This window comes from Kocuria salsicia (assembly GCF_039532055.1).
GTDB lineage: Bacteria > Actinomycetota > Actinomycetes > Actinomycetales > Micrococcaceae > Kocuria > Kocuria salsicia.
Genome location: NZ_BAAARF010000003.1, coordinates 822,663 through 848,982 on the forward strand (window position 1 = coordinate 822,663; position 26,320 = coordinate 848,982).

17 protein-coding genes and 1 pseudogene are annotated in these 26,320 nt (G+C 72.8%); 6 read left to right on the plus strand and 12 right to left on the minus strand.

What is annotated here, in order from left to right; translation table 11 throughout:
- The first annotated feature begins 55 nt into the window (after positions 1–55).
- The gene (locus ABD264_RS03650) at positions 56–1,534 is read left to right on the plus strand and encodes a flavin-containing monooxygenase (protein WP_303104981.1); all 1,479 of its coding nucleotides are present in this window, start codon (positions 56–58) and stop codon (positions 1,532–1,534) included.
- A complete protein-coding gene (locus tag ABD264_RS03655) occupies positions 1,531–2,355 on the plus strand; it encodes an alpha/beta fold hydrolase (protein ID WP_144942097.1) in 825 nt (274 codons plus the stop codon). Before ABD264_RS03650 ends, ABD264_RS03655 begins: the two co-directional genes overlap by 4 nt.
- Before the next feature lie 20 nt (positions 2,356–2,375).
- On the opposite strand, the gene ABD264_RS03660 is transcribed toward ABD264_RS03655, so the two are convergent.
- Both ABD264_RS03660 and nudC read right to left on the minus strand, forming a co-directional pair.
- A complete protein-coding gene (locus ABD264_RS03660) occupies positions 2,376–4,175 on the minus strand; it encodes an ATP-dependent helicase (RefSeq protein WP_425554278.1) in 1,800 nt (599 codons plus the stop codon).
- Between the two features lie 2 nt (positions 4,176–4,177).
- Entirely contained in the window at positions 4,178–5,152 is a 975-nt protein-coding gene (gene nudC, locus ABD264_RS03665) for an NAD(+) diphosphatase (protein WP_144942093.1), read from the minus strand.
- A gap of 85 nt (positions 5,153–5,237) precedes the next feature.
- On the opposite strand from nudC, the gene ABD264_RS03670 reads away from it, so the two are divergent.
- Positions 5,238–6,554 carry a macrolide 2'-phosphotransferase gene (locus tag ABD264_RS03670; RefSeq protein WP_344204309.1) on the plus strand — a complete coding sequence of 439 codons (1,317 nt, stop codon included), beginning with the start codon at positions 5,238–5,240 and terminating at the stop codon, positions 6,552–6,554.
- Here the strand turns inward: ABD264_RS03670 and ABD264_RS03675 are convergent.
- Complete coding sequence (locus tag ABD264_RS03675) at positions 6,551–10,147, minus strand: ATP-dependent helicase (protein ID WP_344204312.1); 3,597 nt, start codon at positions 10,145–10,147, stop codon at positions 6,551–6,553. The two genes, ABD264_RS03670 and ABD264_RS03675, sit on opposite strands and share 4 nt — an antisense overlap.
- 2 nt (positions 10,148–10,149) lie before the next feature.
- Positions 10,150–13,587, minus strand: a complete 3,438-nt coding sequence (locus ABD264_RS03680; protein ID WP_344204315.1) for an ATP-dependent helicase — start codon at positions 13,585–13,587, stop codon at positions 10,150–10,152.
- A gap of 366 nt (positions 13,588–13,953) precedes the next feature.
- On the opposite strand from ABD264_RS03680, the gene ABD264_RS03685 reads away from it, so the two are divergent.
- A complete protein-coding gene (locus ABD264_RS03685; protein WP_144942204.1) occupies positions 13,954–14,652 on the plus strand; it encodes a 3'-5' exonuclease in 699 nt (232 codons plus the stop codon).
- Between the two features lie 257 nt (positions 14,653–14,909).
- Here ABD264_RS03685 and hemL read toward each other — a convergent pair whose 3' ends face one another.
- The 8 genes and pseudogenes from hemL to hemE form a co-directional block, all read right to left on the minus strand.
- Positions 14,910–16,229 carry a glutamate-1-semialdehyde 2,1-aminomutase gene (gene hemL, locus ABD264_RS03690; protein ID WP_145009558.1) on the minus strand — a complete coding sequence of 440 codons (1,320 nt, stop codon included), beginning with the start codon at positions 16,227–16,229 and terminating at the stop codon, positions 14,910–14,912.
- Between the two features lie 80 nt (positions 16,230–16,309).
- Entirely contained in the window at positions 16,310–17,302 is a 993-nt protein-coding gene (gene hemB / locus ABD264_RS03695; RefSeq protein WP_344204561.1) for a porphobilinogen synthase, read from the minus strand.
- A gap of 138 nt (positions 17,303–17,440) precedes the next feature.
- Positions 17,441–18,346 (minus strand): annotated as a pseudogene (locus ABD264_RS03700) (uroporphyrinogen-III synthase); the annotation flags it as partial.
- A complete protein-coding gene (hemC, locus tag ABD264_RS03705; protein WP_344204318.1) occupies positions 18,343–19,296 on the minus strand; it encodes a hydroxymethylbilane synthase in 954 nt (317 codons plus the stop codon). The gene hemC and the pseudogene ABD264_RS03700, both read right to left, overlap by 4 nt.
- Positions 19,293–20,504 carry a ferrochelatase gene (locus ABD264_RS03710; protein WP_344204321.1) on the minus strand — a complete coding sequence of 404 codons (1,212 nt, stop codon included), beginning with the start codon at positions 20,502–20,504 and terminating at the stop codon, positions 19,293–19,295. Before ABD264_RS03710 ends, hemC begins: the two co-directional genes overlap by 4 nt.
- Before the next feature lies 1 nt (position 20,505).
- Positions 20,506–21,234 carry a hydrogen peroxide-dependent heme synthase gene (gene hemQ, locus ABD264_RS03715; protein ID WP_144942079.1) on the minus strand — a complete coding sequence of 243 codons (729 nt, stop codon included), beginning with the start codon at positions 21,232–21,234 and terminating at the stop codon, positions 20,506–20,508.
- A gap of 105 nt (positions 21,235–21,339) precedes the next feature.
- The gene (gene hemG / locus ABD264_RS03720; protein WP_144942077.1) at positions 21,340–22,851 is read right to left on the minus strand and encodes a protoporphyrinogen oxidase; all 1,512 of its coding nucleotides are present in this window, start codon (positions 22,849–22,851) and stop codon (positions 21,340–21,342) included.
- Complete coding sequence (hemE, locus tag ABD264_RS03725; RefSeq protein WP_344204327.1) at positions 22,848–24,086, minus strand: uroporphyrinogen decarboxylase; 1,239 nt, start codon at positions 24,084–24,086, stop codon at positions 22,848–22,850. The genes hemG and hemE overlap by 4 nt, the downstream gene beginning before the upstream one ends.
- A gap of 173 nt (positions 24,087–24,259) precedes the next feature.
- On the opposite strand from hemE, the gene ABD264_RS03730 reads away from it, so the two are divergent.
- Positions 24,260–25,576, plus strand: coding sequence for a glutamyl-tRNA reductase (locus ABD264_RS03730; RefSeq protein WP_145009579.1), 1,317 nt, complete (start codon positions 24,260–24,262; stop codon positions 25,574–25,576).
- A gap of 40 nt (positions 25,577–25,616) precedes the next feature.
- Entirely contained in the window at positions 25,617–26,297 is a 681-nt protein-coding gene (locus ABD264_RS03735) for a TetR/AcrR family transcriptional regulator (protein WP_290499631.1), read from the plus strand.
- Positions 26,298–26,320 lie beyond the last annotated feature (23 nt).

Genomic DNA, 26,320 nt, shown 5'->3' on the forward strand with positions numbered 1-26,320 from the left:
GCAGCGGCGGGACACCGAGCACATCAGCACAGGACCACAGGGAGTGGGACGCACCATGAGCACGTACGACGTTGACGTGATCGTCGTCGGCGCAGGCATCTCGGGCATCGGGGCCGCGCGCGAACTTGCGGGAACCGGGCGGACGGTCGCCGTCCTGGAGGCCCGGGACGACCTCGGGGGCACGTGGGACCTCTTCCGCTACCCCGGCATCCGCTCCGACTCGGACATGGCCACCTTCGGCTACCGCAGCCACCCCTGGACCGGGGAGCGCAGCCTGGCCACCGGCGACACCATCCTCGAGTACCTGCGCGAGGCCGCGGACGAGGCGGGTGTCACCTCCGAGATCCGCTTCGGACAGCGGGTCCGCAGCGCGCAGTGGTCCTCCGAGACCAGCACCTGGACAGTCACCCACGAGGACGTCCACACCGGGGAGACCTCGCGACTGAGCTCGCGCTGGCTGTTCATGGCCACCGGCTACTACCGCTACGACGAGGGCTACACGCCCGAGTGGCCGAGCCTGCAGGACTTCCGGGGCACGGTCATCCACCCCCAGCACTGGCCCGAGGACGTGGACGTGGCAGGCCGGCGCGTCGTCGTGATCGGCAGCGGCGCCACGGCCGTGACCCTGCTCCCGGCGCTCGCCGAGCGCGGCGCGCACGTGAGCATGCTGCAGCGCTCCCCCTCCTACGTGGCCTCCGTGCCCGGCAGGGACACCGCGGGCATGAAGCTGCGCTCCTGGCTCCCGCCGCGCCTGGCCGGGGAGGCCAACCGGTGGCGCAACATCGCACGCGGGATGTTCATCTACGAGTTCAGCCGCCGCCGCCCACAGGCCATGCGCGAGCTGCTGCACAAGGGCGCGGTGAAGCACCTGGGTCCCACCTTCCCCGTGGACGAGCACTTCACCCCCGAGTACGACCCGTGGGACCAGCGGCTGTGCGCCGCCCCGGACGGCGACTTCTTCCGGGCCATCCGCGAGGGCGACGCCGAGGTGGTCACCGACACCATCGAACGCTTCACCGCGGACGGCATCGACCTCACCTCCGGACGGCACCTGCCGGCAGACGTGATCGTCACCGCCACCGGCCTGAACGTGCAGTTCTTCGGGGCCGTGGACGTCCAGGTGGACGGCCAGCACGTGGATCCTGCCACGCGGGTGAGCTACCGGGGCATGATGCTCGACGGCGTGCCGAACCTCGCCTTCGCGATCGGCTACACCAACTCGTCGTGGACGCTGCGCGTGGATCTCATCACCGACTACTTCCGTCGGCTGCTGGACCAGACGGACCGCCGGGGCGCCGTGGCCGTGACGCCGCGCTACAAGGGGCCGCGGTCCCAGCTGCGCCCCCTGATCGACCTGGCCTCCGGCTACATCCAGCGCGGCGCCCACCTGCTCCCCCGCCAGGGTCCGGACGGGGCGTGGCACGTGCGGCAGAACTACCTGCGGGACAAAGTCCTGTTCCGACCGGGCAGCGAGCGCGACGGGCAGCTCGAGTTCACACCGGCCACCCCTGAGACCGCGGCGGTGGCGTCGTGAGCGCTCGGCTGAGCAACGACATCGCGTACCGCGTGGGCGGGCAGGGCGCCCCGGTGCTGCTCATCCACGGCATCGGCCGCAGCCGCGCCGACTGGCAGGCCCAGCACGAGCTGCTGGAGGACTCCTTCCAGGTGTGGAGCGTGGACCTCCCGGGCTTCGGGGACTCCCCCGCCCCGGACGGCGGCATGACCCTGGAACGCCTGGCGGGCGACGTCGCCGGGTTCCTCCGCGCGCAGGGCGTCGCCCCGGCCCACGTGGTCGGCAACTCCCTGGGCGGCGCCGTGGCGATGCAGCTCACCGCGGACCACCCGGAGCTCGTGCGCAGCCTGCTGCTCGCGGACTCCGCCGGCTTCGGCCGCGGTGTGAGTCCCGCGCTGCGCCTGGCGAGCATCCCCGGTCTGGGCGAGCGCGCCATGCGCCCCAGCCGTGAGGGCGCCAGGCGCTCCGAACGCGCGATGTACCACGACCCCGCCTTCGTCACCGAGGAGCGTGTGCAGCACGGCTACGAGCTGGCCGGGCGCCCCGGCGGCACGGACGCGTTCCTGGGGATGCTGCGCTCGCTCGGTGGAGTCGCGGGCGTGAAGGGTGGCTGGCGCAGGGCGCTGCTCCCCCGCGTCCGGGCCACCGGCGTGCCCGTGCTCATCGTGTGGGGCGACAAGGACACGGTGCTGCCGTTCCGGCACATGGCGCGCGGCGCCAAGGCCCTGGGCGCTCGCACCCACCGCTTCGCGGACACCGGGCACGGGCCACAGATCGAGCGTGCTGAGGACTTCGCGCACCTGGCGCGCGAGTTCTGGGACGAGGTGGACCACCGGGGCTGAGCCGCCGCGGCGTCGTCGTCCTACCGGGAACGACGGCGCGCGGGCGCGCCCGACGCCGGGGGCAGCACGGCGTCGAGGAACCGCGAGCGCGAGCGGTTCGGGCGCCCACCCGGCGTGCGCGAGAGCGACCACGAGAACACGAGGTGCTCGCGCGCTCGGGTGATCCCCACGTAGAGCAGACGCCGTTCCTCGTCCACGGCCTCCGGGGTGTCCGCGAAGGAGATGGGCATGAGCCCCTCGGAGAGCCCGGCGAGGAACACCGCGTCCCACTCGAGGCCCTTCGCGGAGTGCATCGAGGCCAGCGTGACCCCGTCCATCACGGGTGCCTCCTGGGTGGTGGCGCGGCGCTCCAGCTCCTGGGCGAAACCCGCGAGTGACAGCGTCTCGTCCTTGTCCGCCGCGCGGGCGGCCATGGTGTCCGACAGCGAGACGAGGGCGCGCAGCGACTCCCACCTGGCCCGCGTGGCGCTGTCCGAGCGCGGTGCGCGGTCGCTGTAGCCGAGCGAGCGCAGCATGTCCCGCACCTGCTGGGGCACGTCCGCCCGGTCCGCGCCCTCGGTGCGGGCGGCGGAGCGGATCTGCACGATGGCCTGGCGGATCTCGGGGCGGTTGAAGAACCGCTCCGAGCCGCGCAGCTGGAAGCCGATGTCGGCGTCCGCGAGCGCCGCCTCGAAGACCTGCGACTGCCCGTTGGTGCGGAACAGGACGGCAATCTCGTGGGGCGCCACGCCGTCGTCGATGAGATCCCGGACACGGACCGCGACGCCGGCGGCCTCGGCCTCGTCGTCCGGATACTCGTTCCAGGTGGGCTCGGGCCCCGCCGGGCGCTGCGAGACGAGCCGCAGCGGGGTGGCCCATGTGTCCGGCGCGGTGCCGAGTGTGGGGCGGCGGGCCGCGAGCAGCCTGTTGGCGGTGTTGACCACCTGCGGGCTCGAGCGGTAGTCCCGCACGAGCTCCACGACCGTGGCACCCGCGTAGCGCGCCGGGAACTCCAGCAGGTGCCGGGACGTGGCCCCGGTGAACGAGTAGATGGTCTGGGAGGCGTCCCCCACCACGCAGAGGTCGTCCCGGGAGCCAAGCCACGCGTCGAGAAGGCGCTGCTGCAGCGGGGAGACGTCCTGGTACTCGTCCACCACGAACTGGCGGTACTGGGAGTGCACCGCCGCCGCGATCCGCTCGTCCTCCTCCAGGATGCCCACGGTGATCAGCAGGACGTCCTCGAAGTCGATGAGGTGGCGGTCCGCCTTGAGGTCCTCGTAGGACTGGTAGAGCCGCTGCATGGTGCGCACGTCCCAACCCGCGGGCATGTCACGGCCCTCCGCCGCCTGGACATAGGTGTCCGGGGTGAGCATGGTGACCTTCGCCCACTCGATCTGCGCGGCGACGTCACGGACGGTCGCGCGGTCCGTGGTGAGCCTCATGGCCTGCGCCGCCTCGGTGATCAGCCGGGCCTTGTGGTTCACGATCTCCGGGGGCGGCCCGCCCACGGCCTGCGGCCAGAAGTACTGCAGCTGCCGCAACGCAGCCGAGTGGAAGGTGCGGGCCTGCACGCCCGGGGCCCCGAGCACGCGCAACCGCTGCCGCATCTCGTTGGCCGCCCGCGCCGTGAAGGTCAGGGCCAGGGTCTTCTGCGGGGTGTACACACCGGAGGCGATCCCCCACGCGATCCGGTGCGTGATCGCTCGCGTCTTTCCCGTGCCCGCTCCGGCCCGGACGCACACCGGCCCGTGCAGGGTGGTGGCCACGGCTCGCTGCTCCGGGTCCAGCCCGCCCAGGATCCGCTCTTCCGCGCTCTGCTCCTCGACACGCTGCTCCGCCACGCTCACCACCCGGTCTCTGGCAGCTTGTGACCGAGCCAGCTGACGATCAGGGCGTGTGCGATGGACACGGCGCCCGGCAGGGTGACGGTGCCGTCCGTGACAGCCGCCACGAGCTCCTCCCGGGTGAACCAGCGGACCTCGAGGATCTCCTCGCCGTCCGCCACGGCGGCGTCGGAACTCGCAAGAGCCCGGAAGCCGAGCATCAGGGAGCGCGGGAACGGCCAGGGCTGCGAGCCCTGGTACTGCACCGTGTGCACGGTGATCCCCGCTTCCTCCCCGACCTCGCGGACCACCGCCTGCTCCGCGGACTCCCCAGGCTCCACGAAACCCGCGAACGTGGAGTACATGTTGCCGGCCCATGCCGCCGAGCGGCCCAGCAGGATGCGCTGCGAGGCGGGGTCCGGGCCGTCCTCGACCACCGCCACGATGATCGCTGGATCCGTGCGGGGGAAGTGCAGCGAGTCGTCTTCGAGGCAGCGCCGGGCCCACCCGGAGCGGATGCTCTGCGTGAGCGCCCCGCAGCGAGGACACCGCGGGTGGTCGCGGTGCCACAAGGCCACCGCCTGCGCCGTGACGAGCAACGACGTCTGCTCGGGGTCCACCACGGTGGCCAGCGTGCGCAGCCCCTCCCACCGGGCACCGTCGAGACCGGACAGCTGGGTGTCCTCGGGGAAGGTGCGCAGGATCACCTGGGTGCCGTCCGCCAGGCGGCCCAGGTACACGTCCGGGCGGCGGACATCATCCGTGGGTCCCGGGACCTCCGCCACGAGCGGGAGGACCAGGGCGCCGTCGCGCGCGGGGGCCTGGGAGCCCCGCAGCACGAGCACCCGCGCGGTGGGCGAGGCGAGCGCCTCAGCCACGAGATCACTGTGCTCCCGGGCGACCGCGTCCCGGTCGAACGGGCGCCCGGCGAAGGGCAGCTGGGCGTCGTCGAGCAGTGGCGCGACGGCGCCGGGACGGTCCTGGGATGAGATCACCCGACCACTGTAGACCGGGGTCCGGACATCCTCACGGGCCGCGGTGGACAGCCCGCCCCGGGCCGAGGCCGGTAGGGTGGGTGAGGTGAGGACGACCCCCGAATTGCTAGCCGCCGTGGCGGCCGCAGCCGTGCCCGGGGTGGCCCCTGTGGCCACCGGTCCCTCCCCCGACGACCCCGCGGACTTCCGCTCGTGCATCATCCAGGACGCGGACGGTCGGCGCTGGCGCGTCCGCAGCCCCCTGAACACCGAGTCGAGCATGCGCCTCGAGACGGAGCACCTGGTGCTGCAGGCCTTCACACCCTCCGTACGCGCCCGCCTGCCCTTCCACCTGCCTTCCGTGGCCGGCTCCGTGGCGCACAACGGGCTGCGCACCTTCGTGTACTCGCACCTGCCCGGGCACACCCTCAGCCTCCGGCAGCTGCAGCGGCAGAACGAGGACCCCGAGCCGCCCCTGCACGTGCCCTCCCCGAGTGCCGCGCCACGGGCACCGCTGGCGGTGCAGCTCGGCCGCGCGCTCGGGACCCTGCACTCCCTGCCCCGCGCCCTCGTCATGGACGCGGACCTTCCCGCCTACTCTGCGGAGCAGTGCCGCAAGCGGATGCTGCACGACCTCGACCAGGCGGCCACCACCGGGCTGATCCCCGGTGAGCTGCTGCGCCGCTGGGAGGACGCGTTGGAGGACACCACCCTCTGGCAGTTCTCCACCCGCGTGGTCCACGGCGACCTGCACGAGGACAACGTCACCGTGGACCACGGGGCGCTCGTCTCCTTCACCGGCTGGAGCGACCTGCATGTGGGCGACCCGGCCCAGGACTTCTCGTGGCTCGTGGGCATGGCAGACCCGACCTTCGTGGACACCGTGCTCGAGGCGTACTCCGTGAGCGCGGTGCAGCCGCCGGACCGCCACCTGCTGCGGCGCGCGCACCTCAAGGCCGAGTTCGCGCTCGCCGAGTGGCTCGTGCGCGGCGTGGACCGCGGGATCCCGTCCATGGTGGACAACGCCGAGCGCATGCTCGCCACGCTCGCGCAGGACGTCCGCGCAAGTGCCTCGCCGACCCCGGGGGTGGACGCGCCCGGTGCTCGGGCCACGGTGGACGCGACGGTGACGGGCCTCGATGTGGACAAGCACGGTCCGTCGCCCCTCGGCCGAACGACCGGCCGGGTCGGGTCGTGGGGGCGTCCCGCGGCATCGGACCTGGACGGCCCGTCCGCTCCCGACAGTGTGCCGGGCCCGGGTGCTGCGGAGAACGCGGACGGCGTGGCGACCGGGACACAGGGAACGGCTTCTACAGCCCCCGGAGCCACATCCGCGGGCGACGACGGGCCCCGGCTCCGGCCCGCCCGTCCCGGGAACGGTGGTTCGACCGCCGCCGCGGTGAGCCGGCGCACCGACGCCTAGTTCCCAGCCTCCTCCGCCGGATTCGACCGCCGCGTCCGGCCGGGCCAGGTCTCGGAGCCCGGGCCCCGATCCGGGTCCTGATCCGAGCCAGGGACGCCCCTCTGGTAGAGGGACTCCACGATCCGCTCGAGCTCACGCTCCCCGGCGAGGTCGTGGGGACGGACCACCTCGTCCGCGGCCACGTAGTAGAACGCGGCGGACACCCGTTCCAGGGGCACGTCCTGCAGCCTTGCGAAGGCCAGCCGGTACAGGGCCAGCTGCCCCGCCTTGCGCCGCAGGTCCCGTCCTCGCGGCACCCGGCCGGTCTTCCAGTCCACGAGCTCCCAGCCGTCCCCTGTGCGGAACACGGCGTCGATGCGGCCGCGCACGGTGAGCGAGCCCACCGGGGTCTCCACGGGGAGCTCGATCGCATAGGGCTGCAGGGTGGCCCACGGACTGCGCCGAAAGGTCTCCGTGAGACGGGGCAGGTCGAGGTCCTCGTCCACGTAGTCGTCCGAGCCGGGCAGCTCGTCGAGGTCGAAGATGGCCGTGTCCCCGAAGAAGTCCTCGACCCACGAGTGGAACGCGGTCCCCGCGCGGGCGGCGGTGCCCGGACGGCGCGGCATGGGCCGCCGCAGGGTGCTCACGAACTCCTCGGGGTCCGTGTCCATGGCCACCAGTGCGGAGGCTGACACGTGGGACGGCATGTGGACGGTCCGCAGCTCGTCGGTGGCCTCACGACGCGCCAGCAGCAGCTCCGCCTCCCGCCGCCACCGGGTCACGAGATCTCCCGCGGGGCCGCACTCGAGATCCTGGTCCGTGAGGTCGCGCGTCGCGTCGAAGCCACCCTCGCGCACGGCACGGGCCGCGCCGTCCAACCGGGCGCGACGCCCCCGGTGCGCCGGCGGCAGCACAGTCTCCGTGAGCTCCCCCTCTGCGTCCCGCGCGGTGCGCACGATCTCCGGGCCCTCGACGGGGTCGTAGGGCCACAGGGCGCTGACCCGGGTGTCCAGCTGCGGGTTGGCGGTACCGGGTTCCGGTTCCACCCACGGTCCGAGCTCGATACCTGCGCTGACCCCCTCTGCAAGCTCCCGCGCCTCGAGCAGGAACGGCGACGGGTCCTTCGCACCCTTGGAGGCCCCCCGGAAGACGCTCCCGGACAGTTCAAGGAGGGACTTGGCGCGCGTGAACGCGACGTAGGCGAGGCGCCTCTCCTCTGCCAGGTCGTGCTCCGAGACGTCCTCCAGGAACTCGGCGAAGGACTCCTCCAGCTCCCGCACGTCCCCGGTGCGCGCCTCCCACTGGGGCAGCTGGTGGGCGTCCCCACGCAGGGGCCACGGCAGCTTGGCCGCCTCCCCCGTCCACGCGGACGGGTTCTTGCTGGGGAAGTCGTCCCGGTTGAGCCCGGGCACGTGGACATGGTCCCACTCGAGCCCCTTGGAGGCGTGCACCGTGAGCAGCTGGACGGCGTCGTGCCGGGTGTGCGACGGCGGCAGCTCCAGACCGTTCTCCTCGTGGGAGGCCGCCTCCAGCCACTCGAGGAACGCCGGGACGTCGTGCGTGCGCGTGGTGGCCGTGAACTGTACGGCCTGGTCGTGGAAACCGTCCAGGTTCCGCCGAACGTGCACCGGATCCGTGTCCGGCAGGGCGGCGAGCTCCACGTCCAGGCCCAGGACCATCTCCACCTCGTGGAGCACACTGGTCAGTTCGTCTCCGAGCACCTGTCGCAGCTCCCGGACATCCTGGCGCAGCGCCCGCAGCCTTCGCATCCCCTCCGGGGTGATGCTGCGACCCCGCGGGGACACCCAGTCCTCGCGGGGCAGGGTCTCCAGGGCTTCGATCAGGCTCGCCCGGTCCACGATGTCCGCCATGACGACCGTCTCCTCGGCTGCGTCGGTCCCACCCGGTGCGTGCCCACCCGGTGCGTGCTCACCCGTGGCGTTCCCGCCCGTGATGTCCCCGGCGGGACCGCCGTCGGCGCGGGTGGGATCGTCGGTCTCGCCCCGGGCCGCGCGCTCGTGGCCTCGTTCGAGCGCCGCGGCCCAGTCGCCGAGGGCCGCGAGGTCCCGGGTGCCGAGCCGCCAGCGGGCGCCGGTCAGCAGCCGGGCGAGCGCGTCCGAGCGGCCCGGATCCGTGAGCACGTACAGCATGGCGACGACGTCGCCGACCTCCGGGGTGTCCAGCAGCCCGCCCAGGCCCACCACCTCGTAGGGGATGTCCAGCGCCTCGAGCTCCAGGCGCAGGGGCTCGAACTGGGCCCGACGGCGGCACAGCACCGCCATGGTGGGCATCTCCTCGAGGGGCTGGCCCTTGTGCGCAGCACGCTGTTCGTGGATGCGGCCGGCGACCTCCCGAGCCTCCTCCGTGTCCGTGAGGAACCTGCTGACCCGGACCCTGCCCCGCACCGCGCCCGGGGCGGGGTCGAGTGCGGGGACCTCCACGGTGGCGGCCGAGCGGCTCCACGGCGGGGGTGTGCGCAGGGGCTGGGCCACGGTGTTGGCCACGTCCAGCACCGAGAGACTGTTGCGCCACGCGGTGGTGAGGAAACTGGTGTCCGCGAACTGTGCCGGGTCCTCCTCGGAGGCCCCTCTGCGCGGGAAGTTCTCCACGAAGCTGAACAGCTGCCCGGAGGACGCGCCACGGAACCCGTAGATCGACTGCTGCGGGTCCCCCACCGCCATGACGCAGTGCCCCTCCCCGAACAGCCCGGCGAACAGGGCCAGCTGGGCGTGGGATGTGTCCTGGAACTCGTCCAGGAGGACCACGCGGAAACGGTCCCGCTCGACGGCGCGGGCCTGGGGGTCCACCTGCACGATCCGGGCGGCCAGGGCGAGCAGGTCCCCGTAGTCCAGTGCGGAGTCGACTCGCTTCACGGCGTGGAAGCGCTCCACGAGCTCGGCGAGGACCTCCGTCTGCTCCATTCGGGCCAGTGCGTCGTTGACCTTGCCCCCGGGGCTGCGCTTGCGGCCGGCAGGGGGAGCGCCCTGGCAGCGCAGCCGCAGGTTGTGGACGTACTCGCGCACGCGGTGGGCGTCCACCAGGTGCTCGGACGCCTCGGAGGCGAGCTTCATCAGTCCCGTGGTGAGTGTGGAGGCCGCCGGAACCTTTGCGGGCAGGGGCCCGTCCCAGCCCTGGACGAGGTCGTGGGCCAGCTGCCATGCCTGGGCCTGCCCGAGCAGCACGGTGTCCGACTCCACGCCGAGTCTCAGGCCGTAGCTGCGCACCAGGGAGTTCGCGTAGGAGTGGTAGGTGCTCACGGTGGGCTCCTGAACGGCCTCCGGGGCGTCGTCCCCGTCGTCCGGCTCGGTGATCAGCCCCGTGGCGCGCAGCTTGCGCAACTTGTGGTTGATCCGCTGGGAGAGCTCGCCGGCGGCCTTGCGGGTGAACGTGACGCCGAGGATCTCCTCCGGCTGCGCGAGCTCGTTGGCCACGAGCCACGCCACGCGGTCCGACATGGTGGTCGTCTTGCCCGACCCCGCTCCCGCTACCACCAGCCGGGGCGTCAGCGGCGAGGAGATCACCGTCGACTGCTGCTCGGTGGGCGGGTGCTCCCCCAGCGCCTCGGCGATCTGCTCCGGCGAGTACCGGACCTTTTCCTCAAAGTTCTGCTGCACGGTCACTTCTCCGTCACCTGTCTCCCCTGTGCGCACAGCGGGCACACCCACGGCACCGAGCACCGGATGCCGAACCCGGACTCCTGGGCCGCCGTGTGGCGCGCTTCGAACCGGGTTCCCGCCACCAGTGCGGCGGCCCGGGTGATGAGTTCCCTCGCCCAGCTCTGCTCCTCGTCCAGCGGCTCCTGCACCTGGACGCCCGGGGTCTTCGTGGCGTCCCCGAGCTGGACCAGCAGGGCACCACCAGGCTGGGCGAGCACGACTCCCTCGGGCAGCTCGATCCGCTCGGGCCGGTGCGCCTCGTGCAGGTCCTCGGCGCGGCTGAGCTCTGCCATGGCCTGCCCGGCCCCGGCCTGCAGCGCCACCTGGTACGCCGCGAGTTGGGGGTGCTCGGGGAGGTCCTCCTTGGAGGGCTTCGAGCGGCCCGTCTTCAGGTCCACCACCACATGGCGTCCGTGGGCGTCGACCTCGAGACGGTCCACCCGACCCGTGAGCAGCGCATCCCTGGCGGCGTCCCGCACGAGCACCTCGAAGCTTCCCTCCACGCCCACCAGCCGCCGTCCGTGCTTGCCACCCATGTCCCGGGCGTACTGGGCGAACTTGCGGAGCATCTCCTCCGCGCGCTCGAGCTCCTGCGCGCCCGTCCACCCGGCGGGCATGCCGAGCGCGGGCCAGCGGCGTCGCAGTTCGGCCACCAGTTCCGTGGCGTCCGCCTCCGGCATGTTCTCGGCGATGTCGTGGACCAGGGTGCCCAGGCTGCGGCTGAGGTCCGTGACCTCGGTGGCCCGGGCCTCGGCGACGAACCAGTCGAGTGGTGAACGGTGGATCGTCTCGATCTTGGACGGCGAGACACGCACCGCCTCCTCGGCGTCGAACAGTGCTTCCTCGCTGGAGAGCGGGGCGTGGCCCCACCACTCGTCGGGGGCCGCCCCGCGCACCGGTTGCGCCGCGGTGGCGAAATCGTGCAGCAGCCGAGCCGCTGCCTCCCGCTCGTGCTCGTCGGAGGCGCCGCTGGTCAGGGTGCGGCGCAGGGTGCCCGTGAGCTGCCGCAGGGTGAGGGGTTCGGGTGCGGTGAGGTGCTCGACGACCATCCCGGTGTCCTGTCCCTCGTTCCCTACCACCAGGTTCACGAACTCGGAGGGCTGCTCGTCCTGCGAGGCCACGGCAGTGACCACGAGACTCTCCCCCGCCCGGGAGACGGCGGTCGAGAACTGGCGCATCTCGTCGAAGCGCACCTGCCGCAGCCGGTCCACCACCCCTAGCCGCAGGGCCTGCTCCGGCCCGTGGTCCAGCGCGTCCGTGAGGACGTCCGTGCCGAGCAGCTGCCCGCGCAGTGCCGTGTTGGGCCACACGCCCTGCTGCACGCCAGCCACCACCACGTGCTTCCACTCCCGTCCCGCGGACCCCGCCGGTGTCATCACCGCCACGTTGTCCTCAGCGGGCGCGCGCGCGGCGAGGGTGTCCATGGGCAGCTCCTGGTGGTCCATGTACTCCATGAACGCACGCGCCGTGGCGCCGGGAACCTGGTCCACGAAGCGCTCGGCGGCCTCGAACAGGCCGACAACGGCGTCCAGGTCCCGGTCCGCGCGCACCGACTCCGCTCCACCGGCCAGGGCACGACGGCGCCATCTCGGGGCAACGCCCGAGGCCTCCCACAGGGCCCACAGAACGGACTCCGCCGTGGCCCCCGGTTCCTGGAGCGCGTTCTGGCCCTCCAGCAGCATGTCCGCGACACGGGCGGCAGCGTCCGAGCGGACCTCCGCGAGTTCGAGGAGCACCCCGTCCGTGAGGGCCTGCACCAGGAGGACGTCGCTCGTGCGGCCACCGCCCGTGCGCAGCTCGTAGCCGCGCAGCTTCTGGCGGATCCGGCGGACCTCCATGGGTGAGGCGCCGCCGATCCGCGAGGTCAGCAGGGAGACGGCCGCGGTGGCAGTGAGCATGGTGCCGCGCTCGTCACGGTCCAGGTCCCCGGCGGCGTCTGTCCCGTCCCCGGTCTCTGTGTCTGTTGCTGTCTCAGCCGCACCGTCCGTCGCGTTCCTCAACGCGTCCTGGGGCCCGACGCCGCGGTCCTGCGCCGCCAGCAGGATGCGCAGGGCGTTGAGCAGGGGGATCACGGCGGGCTCGTCCCGCAGCGGCGTCTCCGCCGCGGAGGTGGTGGTGGGGACTCCCAATGCGGCGAGCTGACGGGTGAGCCCGGATAGCTGGGAGCCGCTGCGGACCACCACGGCCATCTCCCGGTACGGCACACCGTCCAGCACATGCAGCCGCAGGAAGTGGTCCGCACACCAGCGTGCCTGGGCGGTCGGCGACTCGAAGAGCGCCACCCGCACCGAGCCCACGCGGGCATCCTCACCCTCGGTCTCCGGCGGCACGGGCGAGCGGTCGGTGCGGGCACCCGCCACGACGGACACCGCGCGCGCTACCTTCTGCCATGCCAGGTTCACCTGCCGCGGCATGCGGTGGCTCGTGCCGAGGTGCAGCCGTTGCAGGGGGTGGGCCGCAGTGGCCACCCGTTCCTCCAGGGTGCGCAACAGGTCCGGACGGGCGCCGCGGAATCCCTGCACTGTGGTGTCAGGATCCGCCGTGTAGACGGCGTCCCGGCCGCGCGTGAGCACACCGATGAGCCGGTGGGCCGAGGGGGTGGCCTCCTGGAGGTCGTCCACCAGCACGGCATCCAGCTGTTGCTGCTCCCGGGCGAGGAACTCGGGATTCTCCTCCAGGACGCCCGCGGCCCGGTCCACGAGCTCTGAGGGGTCGAACGCGTTCGGCATCCGCAGGGCCCGGATCTGCTGGTACTCGGCTCGGAACGCCGCGGCAGTGCGCCACTCCGGATGGCCGAGGGGCTCGGCCCAGGCCGCGAGCTGCTCAGGCGCCACACGGTACTCGTTCATCCGGTCGAAGAGCTCCCGCAGCTGCCCACGGAACCCCCGCGTGCCCAAGGCCTGGTCCAGTTCCGGGGGCCACACGACCGCGCCCCCGTACCCGGCCTCGTGGCCGCGCATCATCTCCGCGAGGAAGGCATCCTGCTCGGGCCCGGAGAGCAGGACGGGGGCGGTGGCGACCCCCGGGAGCAGTCCCTCGGCCAGCGCGCGCCGCAGGACGTCGAACGCGTAGGCCTGCCAGGCCCGCACGAGCGGCGTGCTGATGGTCGCTGCGGCCCGGCTGCTGACGAGGTCCCGCAGCGTGGCGGCGGTCTCCCGCGACGGCGTGAGAACGAGGATGCGCTGGGGATCCGCGCCAGCGGCGATGCGCCGCACCACGCCCTCGACCGTGACGGTGCTGCGACCCGTTCCCGGGGCGCCGAGGACCAGCACGGGACCGTGGCCGGGCGGCAGGTCCGCGACCCTCTCCTGAGCCGGGTCCAGCACCGCGGGGGCCTGGGCCGAGCCCAGTCCGCGCGGCGGCAGGACGCGCCAGGACGCTTCACGCTGCGTTTGCATGACCACATCAGACCACGGCGTTCCGACACTCATAAGCATGTCGGCGGCTCCCGGTACCGTGAGGTCATGGCTTCCGCGCACCGTCCCGAGGACTCCGACCAGCCCGCGCTCTTCGACGCGCCCACGCCGCCGGCCAGCGCCGGTGACCCGGCCCCGGAACCGGCGCTCCCTGACCAGCCCGCCCTGTTCGAGGCACCGCACGTCAACTCCCCGCAGGTGGACGCCGCGCCGACGGCTCCCGCAGAAGCGCCCCGGGACCTGGCGCCGCACGGCACCGCCGCGCCCGACGTCGTCGGCTCCCCGCAACCGCCCGCCACGGGCGCACCGCTCAGTGGCGCCGCCGTGAACCCGCTCGAGGGCACCCTCGTGGACCCGGATTCGTCGTGGACCGACGGTCCCCGCGCGTGCTTCGACCTGGAGACCACCGGCCGGGACCCGCAGCAGGCGCGTATCGTGACGGCTTCCGTGGTGCTGGTCTCGCCCTCCGGGGACGTGCTGCGGGAGTGGGAGTGGCTTGCGGACCCCGAGGTCGAGATCCCCGAGGAGGCCGCGGCGGTGCACGGCGTGAGCACCGAGCGCGCCCGCGCGGAGGGCCGCCCCGCCGCGGAGGTCACCGCGGAGCTCGACGACGTCCTCGCCGGGCTCTGGGACCACGGTGTGCCGGTGCTCGCCTTCAACGCCGCCTACGACCTCACGGTCCTCGCGCGTGAGAACGAACGCCACGGCCTCACCGCGCCCGCACCGCTGCCCGTGCTCGACCCGTTCGTTCTCAACAAGCAGGTGCACCGCTATCGCCGCGGCAAGCGCACCCTGGGCGCGCTGTGCGAGGAGTACGGCGTGGTGCTCGACGCCGCCCACACCTCCGCCGCGGACGCCCTCGCCACCGAGCGCCTCGCCACCGCGCTCGCCACGCGCTTCGCCGAGCTGCGCCAGCCCGCCGCCCGGCTGCACGAGCAGCAGATCGGGTGGGCCGCCGAACAGGCCGCCTCCCTGCAGGAGTACTTCCGGCGCAAGGATCCAGCCGCCGTGGTGGACGGCACCTGGCCCGTGCACCCGCGCCCCTGACGTCCTCCGCCCCGCGCACCCGCGCCCTGGTCACGGCCGCGCCGAGTCGCCCGCGCCTCTGGGCACCTCCGCTCCGAGCACCCTGGTGACCCCGCTGCCCGCTGACCCGCTGGCTCAAACGGCCCCGCTGCCCTGCCGACCTGACCACCTGCCGACCTGCCGACCTGCCGAGAGAAAAACGGCGCGGCACCCCGTGAAGGGGCCGCGCCGTTGTCACATCCTCGCGGCCACCGTGTGCGGCGGCCCGGGGTGCCCGCTCAGTCCTGCGGCGGCTGCGCGGAGGCAGCGGCCTCCGCGGCGGTGGGCAGTGCCGAGAGGATCCGCTCCATCGCCGAGTCGTCGTGGGCCGCGGAGAGGAACCAGGCTTCGAAGACCGAGGGCGGGAGGTAGACCCCGGCATCGAGCATCGCGTGGAAGAACGGGGTGTAGCGGAAGCTCTCCTGCGCCTTGGCGTCCGCGTAGTCGTGCACGCCGTGCTCGCGGGTGCCGAACGCCACGGAGAAGAGGTTGCCCGCCTCCTGGAGCGAGTAGTCGAGCCCGGCGGCGTCGAACGCCTCGCGCAGCCCGGCGCGCAGCTGCTCCGAGCGCCGGTTGATGGTCTGGTACGCGATCCGGTCCGCGAGCTTCAGGGTGGCGAGGCCCGCGGCCATGGCCACGGGGTTCCCGGACAGCGTGCCCGCCTGGTAGACGGGACCCGTGGGCGCCAGGTGCTCCATGATCTCTCGGCGTCCGCCGAGTGCGGCAGTGGGCAGTCCCCCGCCGATGACCTTGCCGAACGTGAAGAGGTCCGGGGCCCAGTCCTCGCCGTGCTCGTTGCTCAGTCCCCAGTAGCCGGCCTCGTGCACACGGAAGCCCGTGAGGACCTCGTCGAGGATCATCAGGGCGCCGTTGTCCTGCGTGAGACGCCGGATCTGAGCGTTGAACTCGTTCGCCGGGGTGACCACGCCCATGTTGCAGGGGGCGGCCTCGGTGATGACGGCGGCGATCTCTCCCGGGTGCTCGGCGAAGACGGCCTCGAGGGCGGCGAGGTCGTTGTAGGGCACCACGAGCGTCTGGGCGGCCGTGGCGGCCGTGACTCCGGCGGAACCGGGCAGGGCGAGGGTGGCCACCCCGGAACCGGCCTCGGAGAGCAGGGAGTCCACGTGGCCGTGGTAGCAGCCGGCGAACTTCACCACGAGGTCCCGCCCGGTGTAGCCACGGGCCAGGCGCAGGGCCGTCATGGTGGCCTCCGTGCCCGTGGAGACCATGCGGATCTCCTCCAGAGGTGCCACGCGGTCCACCACGAGCTCCGCGAGCTCGGTCTCCCCGCGGGTCGAGGCACCGAAGCCCAGCCCACGCTCCACGGCCTCGTGCACGGCCTCGGTCACCACGGGGTGGGCGTGGCCCAGCAGGGCGGGACCCCACGAGCACACGAGATCCACGTACTCCCGGCCGTCCACGTCCGTGAGGTAGGGGCCCTTTGCTGCGGCGATGAACGGCGGGGTGCCGCCCACCGAGTTGAACGCGCGCACGGGGGAGTTCACTCCCCCGGGCATCACCCGACGGGCGCGGTCGAACAGTTCTTGCGAAACACTCATGAGATCACTTCATTCCTTTCGCCGGGAGCGGCTCCCGGGGACACCGTGGCGCGGCAGACCCACGCGCGGCGCTCGTGCGTTTACCGGCCGTTCTCGTCACGGAACCACCGCGCGAGCTCCGTGGCGTAGTAGGTCAGGATTGAGTTCGCGCCCGCGCGCTTGATGGACAGCACGGACTCCCGCACAGCGGCGTCCCGGTTGATCCACCCGTTCGCGGCGGCGGCCTCGATCATCGCGTACTCCCCGGAGATCTGGTACGCGGAGACCGGCACCGGGGAGGCGTCCGCGACCTCGCGCAGAATGTCCAGGTAGCTCATGGCCGGCTTGACCATGACCATGTCCGCGCCCTCGTCGAGGTCCAGCTGCATCTCCAGCAGGGCCTCGCGGCGGTTGGCGGGATCCATCTGGTAGGCCTTGCGGTCCCCCGTGAGCGTGGAGTCCACGGCCTCGCGGAACGGTCCGTAGAAGGCGGAGGAGTACTTGGCGCTGTAGGCGAGAATCGAGGTCTCCTGCTGCCCGGCTGCGTCCAGCGCGGCACGGATCACGCCCACCTCACCGTCCATCATCCCGGACGGAGCCACCATGTGCGCTCCGGCCTGCGCCTGCACCACGCCCATGCGACCGTAGATCTCCAGGGTGCGGTCGTTGTCCACGCGGCCCTGCCCGTCCAGCACGCCGCAGTGGCCGTGGTCCGTGAACTCGTCAAGGCACAGATCCGACATCACCACGATCTCGTCCCCCACCTCTTCCCTCACGGCACGGATGCCGCGGTTGAGGATCCCCTCCGGGTCCAGCGCCGCCGAGCCCACCGCGTTGCGGGTCTCGGGGACACCGAAGATCATGAAGCCGCCGAGGCCGAGTTCCACGGCCTCCGCGGCCGCGCGCTTCAGCGAGTCCATGCTGTGCTGGACCACGCCCGGCATGGACGCGAGCGGCTGCGGCTCGCTCAGCCCCTCCTTGACGAAGACCGGCAGGATCAGCTCGGAGGGCGTCACCCGCGTCTCGGCCGCGAACCGGCGCATGGCGGGGGTGGTGCGCAGCCTGCGCGGGCGCGCCACCAGGTTGTAGGACATCTCGTCGTCGTTCATCTTCTCGTTCTCCTGATCCGTGTCGGTGCAGGTCGTTGGTCGTGCGTCTGTTTCGGCCGTGGTGCGGCCGTCGGGTCGTGCGGTGCCGAGCGCGGCGTCGACCGCGTCCGCCAGGTCCCGCGGCGTCGGCCAGGTGGCGGTCACGGGGCTCAGGCCCCGTTCCCGCAGCGCGCGGGCGGTGGGCTCGCCGATCGCGACCCATGCGACGTCGGCGGCGGGCCGCTGCCCGTCGAGCAGTGCGGCGGCCCGCGACGGTGCCGTGACCACCACCGCCGCCACCCCACCCGCCACACAGGCGGCCCGGGCGGCCCCCGGAGCCAGCTCCTCGACCACCGGCTCCGCGCCAGTCGGCCCCACCGCTGCCGGTTCCTCGCTCGCCTGTTCTCCGGCAGGCGTGTTCCCGGCCAGGGGCTCGGGACGGCGGCGGGGCACGGGCCGTCGGGCGGGCACGGGTACCATCTCGTACGCGGTCACCCGCCGCACGTCGTAGCCCCGCTCGCGCAAACCCTGGCCCAGGGTGTCCGAGCCGAGGGCCGAGACGGGAACGAGCGCCAGCGGCGTCTCGCCCGTCTGCCGGGACGCGCGGTGAGCCTCCCGAGCGCCCTCACCCGGGTGTGCGCCAGGACGCTCGGGCCACTGCGCGAGCATTCCCGACGCGCTCTGGACGCGGGACGGCACGAAGTCCAGCCCCACACCGTACTCCCCCAGCGCCCGGGCGGTTGCATCTCCCACTGCGGCCACGCGGAGCAGGCCCGTTGCGCGCGCCGCCTCCAGCTGAGCCCCCCAGTCCGGTGACTCCGCAACGGCGTCGAGCGCGGCCACGGTGGTGGCCGACGTCACGCACAGCCAGGTGGGCACGGACGGGTGGACAGCCTGCCGCAGCAGGGCGGCGAGCTGGGAGGGGTCCGCCGGAAGCTGCGCCTCCAGCATCGGGGACGCGTACGGCTCGTGGCCCCGCTCCCGCAGCAGGGCGGCGAGCTCGCGCGCAGCGACGGGATCGCGGGTGATGAGCACGCGCGTTGGGGTCACAGGCTCAACCGCGCCAGTCGTCCGGCACCGTTGCCCAGCAGCTCCTGGGCCACGTGCGCACCCAGGGCGGCGGCGCCCTCGAGGTCAGCACCCGGAAGCGACGCCGCGTGCCGCATGACCTCGGAGCCATCCGGGTCGGCCACGACCACCTCGAGCTCCAGGACACCGTCCACGAGGCGCGCGTACGTGCCCACCGGGGCCGCGCAACCGGCTTCGAGCGTGGCAAGGACAGTGCGCTCCGCGGTGACCGCCAGGCGCGTGGGCAGGTGGTCCACGGCGGCCAGGCCGCGGGCCAGCTCTGTGTCCGGGTCCAGGTCCGCACGCACCTCCAGCGCCAACGCTCCCTGCCCCGGGGCGGGGAGCATCAGGTGCGGATCCAGGTACTGGGTGATCCGTCCCTCGAGTCCCAGCCGGATCAGTCCGGAGGCGGCCAGCACGACGGCATCCAGGTCCCCCGGGTCCCCCGGGTCCGCCGGTGCCACGCGGTTGAGCCGCGTGCCCACGTTGCCGCGGATGTCCACGATGCGCAGGTCCGGGCGCAGGGCCCGCAGCTGCGCCACGCGCCGCGGCGAGCCGGTCCCCACAGCCGCACCCTCGGGGAGCTCCTCCAGGGTGAGGCCGTCCCGGGCGCACAGGGCGTCCCTCGGGTCCTCGCGCTCGGGCAGCGCGGCGACCACGAGTCCCTCGACATCCGACGTGGGCAGGTCCTTGAGGGAGTGGACCGCGAGGTCCACGTCCCCGTCCAGCACGCGCGAGCGCAGGGCGGTCGCGAAGACGCCGGTGCCGCCCAGCTGGGACAGGGGACCTGTGAGGACGTCCCCCTCGGTGCGCACCGTGACGACCTCGTGCGCCACACCGCTCGCGCGGGTCACCGCATCCGCCGCCCAGCGGGTCTGGGTCATCGCGAGCTGGGAGCCTCGGGTGCCCACGGTGAAGACGCCGGCGCTCACCGCAGGACCACCCCGCCGTCCGTGTCCAGGTCCACGGGGATGGGCTCCCCCTGCGGCCGCTGGGCGATCGTGGGCCGGGGCTCGTCCCGCCCGTGCAGCACCTTCACGCAGCAGTCGGGAGCGCACTCGTCGAACCACGTGCCGCGGGAGCACGCGGAGACTCGCGGCGGTGCGGTGGGGGTCCCCAGCCGCTGCTCCACGAGGTCCACCAGAGCGGCCACGAACTCGGGGTCCGTTCCCGCAGTGGGGATCCGCTCGAACTCGAGCTGCGCCTCGGCGGCGGCGTCTCGGGCCTCGGTGTCGAGGTCCCACATCACCTCCATGTGGTCGGAGACGAAGCCCAGCGGCACCACGGCCACGCCGGTCACGCCCTGCTCGGGGAGCGACTCGATGACGTCGCAGATGTCCGGCTCCAGCCACGGCGTGGACGGGGGCCCGGAACGGGACTGGTAGACCAGCTCCCACTCGACGTCGGCCATCTCCTCCCCCACCTGCTCCACGATCCAGCGCGCGGCCGCGAGGTGCTGGGCCACGTAGGCGGAGTCCCCCTCGAAGTCCATGCGCTGCGGGCCTGCGGCGTTGGCGTCCGTCATGGGCACCGAGTGGGTGGTGAACAGCACCCGCAGCCCGCCGTCCGTGCGGGAGCGCAGGGCCTGCAGCGAGTCGCGCAAGTTGCGCGCGTAGGGGCGCAGGAAACCCTCGGAGTCGTAGTACTGCCGGATCTTCTCCACGTGCATGACGTCCTGCAGCCCGGTCTCCTCGAGTCCCACGCCGTAGTCCTCTCGGTACTGGCGGCAGCTGGAGTAGCCCGAGTAGGCGCTCGTGGCCATCACCAGCAGGTCCGTGTAACCGCGCTCGTGGCACTCACGCAGCACGTCCGCCACGTACGGGTCCCAGTTGCGGTTGGCGAGCAGCACAGGCAGCTCAATCCCCCGCCGCGCGAGCTCCGCCTCGAGGGCGTCTCGCAACGCACGGTTCTGGGCGTTGATGGGGCTCACACCGCCGTTGGCACGGTAGTGCGTGGCCACCTCCTCGAGCCGTTCATCCGGGATGCCGCGCCCGCGCGTCACGTTGCGCAGGAACGGGATGACGTCCTCCTGGCCCTCGGGTCCGCCGAAGGACGAGAGGATCAGGGCCTGGAACTCGTGCGGCCGCGCGCTGCGCGCCGCGCTCAGGGCATTGGTCTGGTCGTTGCGGGTCTCAGTCATCTCAGGCGAGGACCTCTCCGATCTCGTCCGTGCGGATCCGGCGGCCCGTGTAGAAGGGGGTCTCCTCGCGCACGTGCAGCCGCGCCTCGGTGTTGCGGAAGTGGCGCATCACGTCCACGAGGTCCACCAGCTCCGGGGCCTCCAGCGCCAGCAGCCACTCGAAGTCGTTGAGCCCGAAGCACGCGATGGTGTTCGCGAGCACCTGCGGGTAGTCGCGCGCCTTCATGCCGTGGTTCTTGAGCATCTCGCCGCGGCGCTCGGGGTTCATGTAGTACCAGTCGTAGGAGCGCACGAACGGATACACGCACACCCAGTCCCTGGGCTCTGCACCCCGGGCGAAGGCCGGCGAGTGGTTCGAGGTGAACTCGGCCTCGCGGTGCACGCCCATGGCGTTCCAGGACTGGCGGGTGCCGGCCACCAGCGGTTCCCGGCGCAGCTCGCGCACGGCGGCCTGCAGGGCGTCCGGCTTCCTGCCCGTCAGCCAGAGCATCAGGTCCGCGCTCTCGCGCATCCCGGAGACGTCGTACACGCCCCGCACGACCACGTCCCGCTCCGCCAGCCGCGCCACGAGTGTGTCGAAACTCTCCCTGTTGGCCGCCGAGTCCGCGTTCTGCGACCGGTCCCCCGTGCGCTCCAGCACCGTGTACTGGGACCAGTAGAGCTTGTCCTCGCCGCCCGGCGCGGCCTTCTGGCCGCCGTGCTCCTGTGTCTTCGCTGCGTGCTCACTCATCTTGCGCGTTCCTTTCCACGTCCTGTTCTCTTCCCGTCCGCGCCGCGCTCGCGGTGCCGTCAGAGCACCATTGCCCACGACGACGCCGCCCGCGCACCGCGGTGCCTAGTGCGGGCTCGTACCCGCGCTCCCCGAGGGGGTGCCGGTGTCGTAGCCGTGGTGCTCCAGCAGCGTGCGGACCTGCTTTCGGGTGTCCGCGACAACCGCCGCGAGACCCGTTCCGGACAGCCACGCGCCCACGGCGGCGGCGTCCGGGATCTCCTTCAGCGCCCGGCGGAAGCCCGTGACTCGGGCGCTGTGCCCCGCATCCGTGCGTGGCAGCGCCGCGTGCCAGCGCACGACGTCCGCACCCACGAGCTGCTCCGGCTCGATGGGGACCCCCAGCAGCGTGCTGGCGTCCCCCAGGGCCAGGGCGATGAGGTGCTTGTCCTCCAGCGCCACTTCCGGGGAGGGGCCGGAGCCGCGCTGCGCCGCACGGCCGTAGGACAGCCGCAGGACGTGACGGTGCTCGCCGACCTCCCGTGCCACCCACTTCCACTTGGCGCTCGCGTGGGTCAGCGCCTTGGCGCTGACGTCTCGGACGTCCTCGCTCACGAGCAGCCCCGTGCCGCGCGGCGCGGGGTCCAGGGCGGGGCAGTCCAGCACGAGCGTGGCCAGCGCAATGCGCGGGCCGGGGCGCGGGGTGTAGTTCTGGGCGTCCTGCATGTGGCTGCCCATCAGCCGCACCGCGGTGGGCCCGTCCGTGGCCATCACGAGCAGCTCGCCGCGCGCCACAGCCGTCTTGTCCCCGTCCATGGGCTGGCGCTGGATGACCATCCAGCCCGGCCGGCGGGGATCGCGGTCCAGCGCGATCACGTCGTAGCGGGTGACGAGCTTGACGCCCAGCCGCTCGGCGTCGTCCACCAGGCGCTCGCTCAGCAGATTCATCCCGCCGTCGAGCCCCGCGACGTTCGAGCCGGCGGGGGTGATTTCGCGCAGCGCGCCGGCCGCGGCCCCCAGGCTGCCGAGCTCTCGCAGTCTGCTGCGCAGACCGGGCGCGACGGCGTCGACATCCAGACGGTCCGGGTGCATGGAGTAGACGCCGGAGACGAACGGGGACACGAGCCTGTCGACGACGCGCTGACCCATGCGGGCGCGCACGAGACCGCCCACGGTGCGCTCGCCGGCTCCCACGGTCGCGGGCAGCACCCGGTCCAGCCGTGCCCGCGCGAGTCCGGCGCGTCCCAGGGGGACGCGCAGCTCGGGGTCGGAGGGATCCGCGGGAATCCCCAGCACGCCCGAGTGCGGTGCGGGGATGGCGCCCTCGGGCAGGTAGAGCCAAGAGCCCGCCGGGTCCGGGGTGACCACCCGGTCCGCGAGACCGAGCTCGTCCAGCAGCTCCGGGACGGCGGTGGAACGGGTGGCGAAGGACTCGGCGCCGGAGTCCAGCACGAGTCCCGCAACCTGGTGTGCACCCACGGCCCCGCCGAAGTGGTCGGAGGCCTCCACCAGGGTCACGCGCAGCCCCGCCGCGGCGAGATCGCGTGCGGCCGTGAGACCCGCCACGCCGCCACCCACCACGAGTGCGGTCCGAGGGCGCCTGGGGGTGCGCCGTTTCTCACCGGAGGAAGTTGTCACCGGGTCTCCTTGTGGATGAAGGTCACGAGTTCGCTCAGCACGTCCGGGTCCGTCTCCGGGGGAACACCGTGGCCCAGGTTGACCACGTGTCCGGGTGCGGTGCGGCCGCGGCGCAGGACGTCCCGGGTGTGCTCGTGCAGGACCTCCCGCGGTGCGCCCAGCAGGGCGGGGTCGATGTTGCCCTGCACCACGGTACGCTCCCCCAGCCGCCGGGAGGCCTCGTCCAGCGGGATCCGGTAGTCCACGCCCACGGCGTCCGCACCGGCGTCGCGCATGGCACCCAGCAGCTCCCCCGTGCCGGTGCCGAAGTGGATCCGGGGCACGCCGAGGTCCTCGACCGCCGCGAGCGCCTGCGCAGAGTGCGCCCGGACGTGCTGCTCGTAGTCCGCGAGCGAGAGGGAGCCGGCCCATGAGTCGAACAGCTGCACGGCGCTCGCCCCGGCCTCGACCTGCGCCCGCAGGAACGCCCCGGAGGTGCGGGCCGCCCACTGCGCCAGGGCGTTCCAGGCCGAGGGGTCCGCGTGCATCATCGTGCGCGGCCGCAGGTGGTCCCGGGACGGCCCGCCCTCCACCGCGTAGGCGGCAATGGTGAACGGGGCTCCCGCGAAGCCGATCAGAGGGGTGTCCCCGAGCTCCGCGACGGTGCGGGACACAGCCTCGCGGATCGGGTCCAGGGCCGCGTCCGGCAGCTCGGGCAGGGCGGCGACGTCCGCGGCGGTGCGCACCGGATGCGCCAGCACCGGGCCGCGCCCGGCGACGATGTCCACGTCCACGGACGCGAGCTTCATGGGAACCACGATGTCCGAGAAGAAGATGGCGGCGTCCACGCCGTGGCGGCGCACCGGCTGCAGCGTGATCTCCGCCGCGAGGGCCGGGTCGAGGCACGCCTCGAGCATCCCCGTGCCTCGGCGCGCCTCGCGGTACTCCGGCAGGGAGCGGCCCGCCTGACGCATGAACCACACGGGGGTGTGCGGGACCGGCAGGGCGCACAGCGTGCGGATGAGAGCGGAGTCACGGACCGTGCCGTGCAGCGGGTGGCCCTGCGGCACGCGGGACAGGCGCCGCGCCCAGACTGCCTCGTGCACCCCTGCCGCGTCCGGGCCTGGCGTGCCCGGTCCTGGCGCGGCCCGGCGGGACCCGCCCGTGCCGTCCGCCACGGTTGGCGCGGCCGCGGCGGGGGTCTCGCTGCTGAGGGGGTCGCGGTGGTCGCCGTCGCGCTCGATCTGGGAAGCCATAGTGCTCCCCATTGTGCCAAAGGAGACCTGGGAGTTTTGGTGACGGACTGTTCGTCCCGCCCGGTGCCGGGCCCGCCCGCCTGCCCGAGTCGAGGGGCTGCCCTTCCGGGCCCAGGGGCCGCCCGTGGCTATGCTGGGCGTAGCGCATCGACTTCGTCTAGGATGGCTTGATTGTGGTTCTCTTCTGTCTTGTCGCATCCCACCGATCCGTTGACCTCAACACTGTTGCCCGGTTGAGCACCGGAGCCCTCGGTGTGGCCGAGGACGCCGTCTCCACGGGAGCGCTGGCGGGCGCCGTGACGCTGTCCACCTGCAACCGGCTGGAGTTCTACGGCGAGGTCCCGGGTGAGGCCCCCGGTCTCGTGCACCGGGCCCAGCAGGACGTTGCCCAACGGATCTCCGAACGCTGCGGGCTGGACGCGGGCTTCGTACTCGAGACCATGGACGCGCACGAGGGTGAGGGCGTGCCCCGCCACCTCTTCACCGTGGTATCCGGGCTGGAGTCCGCCGTCGTCGGCGAGCGGGAGATCACCGGTCAGGTGCGACGCGCCCTGAACCAGTCCCGCCAGTCCGGCACCGCCTCCCCCCACCTCGTCCAGCTCTTCGAGGCCGCCGCCCGCACCGCGCGCGAGGTGGGCACCCGCACCGCGCTCGGTGAGCGCGGCCGGTCCATCGTCTCGGTGGCCCTCGACCTCGCGGATGACATCACCCCCGGGCAGTGGCCCCGCCGCCGCGCCCTGGTCTTCGGCACCGGCGCCTATGCCGGCGCCACCATGGCTGCCCTGCGCGACCGAGGCTGCGCGGACATCGAGGTCTACTCCGGCTCCGGGCGCGCCCAGCAGTTTACGGACCAGCGCGGCGGCTCCCCCGTCACGCAGGTGGAGCTGCCCGCGGCGCTGCGCCGGGCCGACGTCGTCATCGGCTGCTCCGGAGGCTCGGCGCCCATGCCCGCGGACGTGTTCCCGGAGGGGCCCCGCACGGTGGTCGACCTCGCCCTGGCGCGGGACTTCGACCCCGCCGTCGCGGACCTGCCCGAGGTGGAACTGATCACCCTGGAGTCCGTGCGCGTGGCCGCACCCGAGGAGACCCTCGAGTCCGTGAGTGCCGCGCGGGAGATCGTGGATCACGCGGCCCAGCGCTTCGAGGCGGCCCGCAGCGCACGGGGCATGGACGAGGCGATCGTGGCACTGCGCAAGCACACCATGTCCGTGCTGGACGCGGAGCTCAAGAAGGTCCGCACCCACCACGGCTGCACGGGTGCGGAAGAGCAGATCGAGCTGGCCATGCGCCGCATGGTGCGCTCGCTGCTGCACACGCCCACCGTGCGGGCCCGCCAGCTCGCCGCCGAGGGCCGCGCGGACGAGTACATCACCGGATTGGAAGCGCTGTACGGCCTGGAGGTCGGTTCACCCAGCACCGCAGGGGAAGCACAGGAACCCCCCGCTGAACGATCCTCCTCAGACACCCCCCGACCGCGTGCCGCGGGATGACGACACCACGGGCGTGCCGCCCGGACCGGAGGAGGACCCCATGAACGCGACCGATCTCGGCGAGGCGCGCAGCCGTTCCGAGCACCCCCGAGCACGCCGGATGAGCCGGGACCAGCGTCGGGAGCAGCTGCTCAGCACCGCCCTGCGGGTCTTCTCCGAGGGCGGCTACCACGCCACGTCCATGGACGAGATCGCCACGGCGGCGGGTGTGTCCAAGCCCGTGCTGTACCAGCACTTCCCCGGCAAGCGTGAGCTGTTCCTCGGCCTCGTGGAGTTCACGCTCCGGGAGCTCTCCGAGCGCTTGGAGGCCTCCCTGTCCGCTGCGGACACGGACAAGGAGCGGGTGCGCAACGTGATCGACACGCACTTCGGCTTCGTGTGCACCAGCCCCGTGGCCCACAAGCTCGTGTTCTCCGCGGACCTGATGTCCTTCCCGGAGGTTGCCGCCCAGCTGGACGAGTTCTACGAGCGGGTCGCGGAGGCCGTGGCAGCCCTGTTGGGACCCAACGCGGGCATCCCCGCGCTGCAGGCCACCCTGCTCTCCCGCGGTCTCGTGCACATGGTGCAGTCCTCCGCGGTGTTCTGGGTCAACCACCCGGACTCCGGCCCCCGGGAGGAGGTGCAGGAGCAGGTTTTCCGTTTAGCCTGGGGCGGAATCAGGATGCTCGACGAGGACCGGGCCGAGGCGGCTCCTAGACTGAGCGGCGACGATCACGCCTGACACGGCACGCCGCCCCGGAGGTG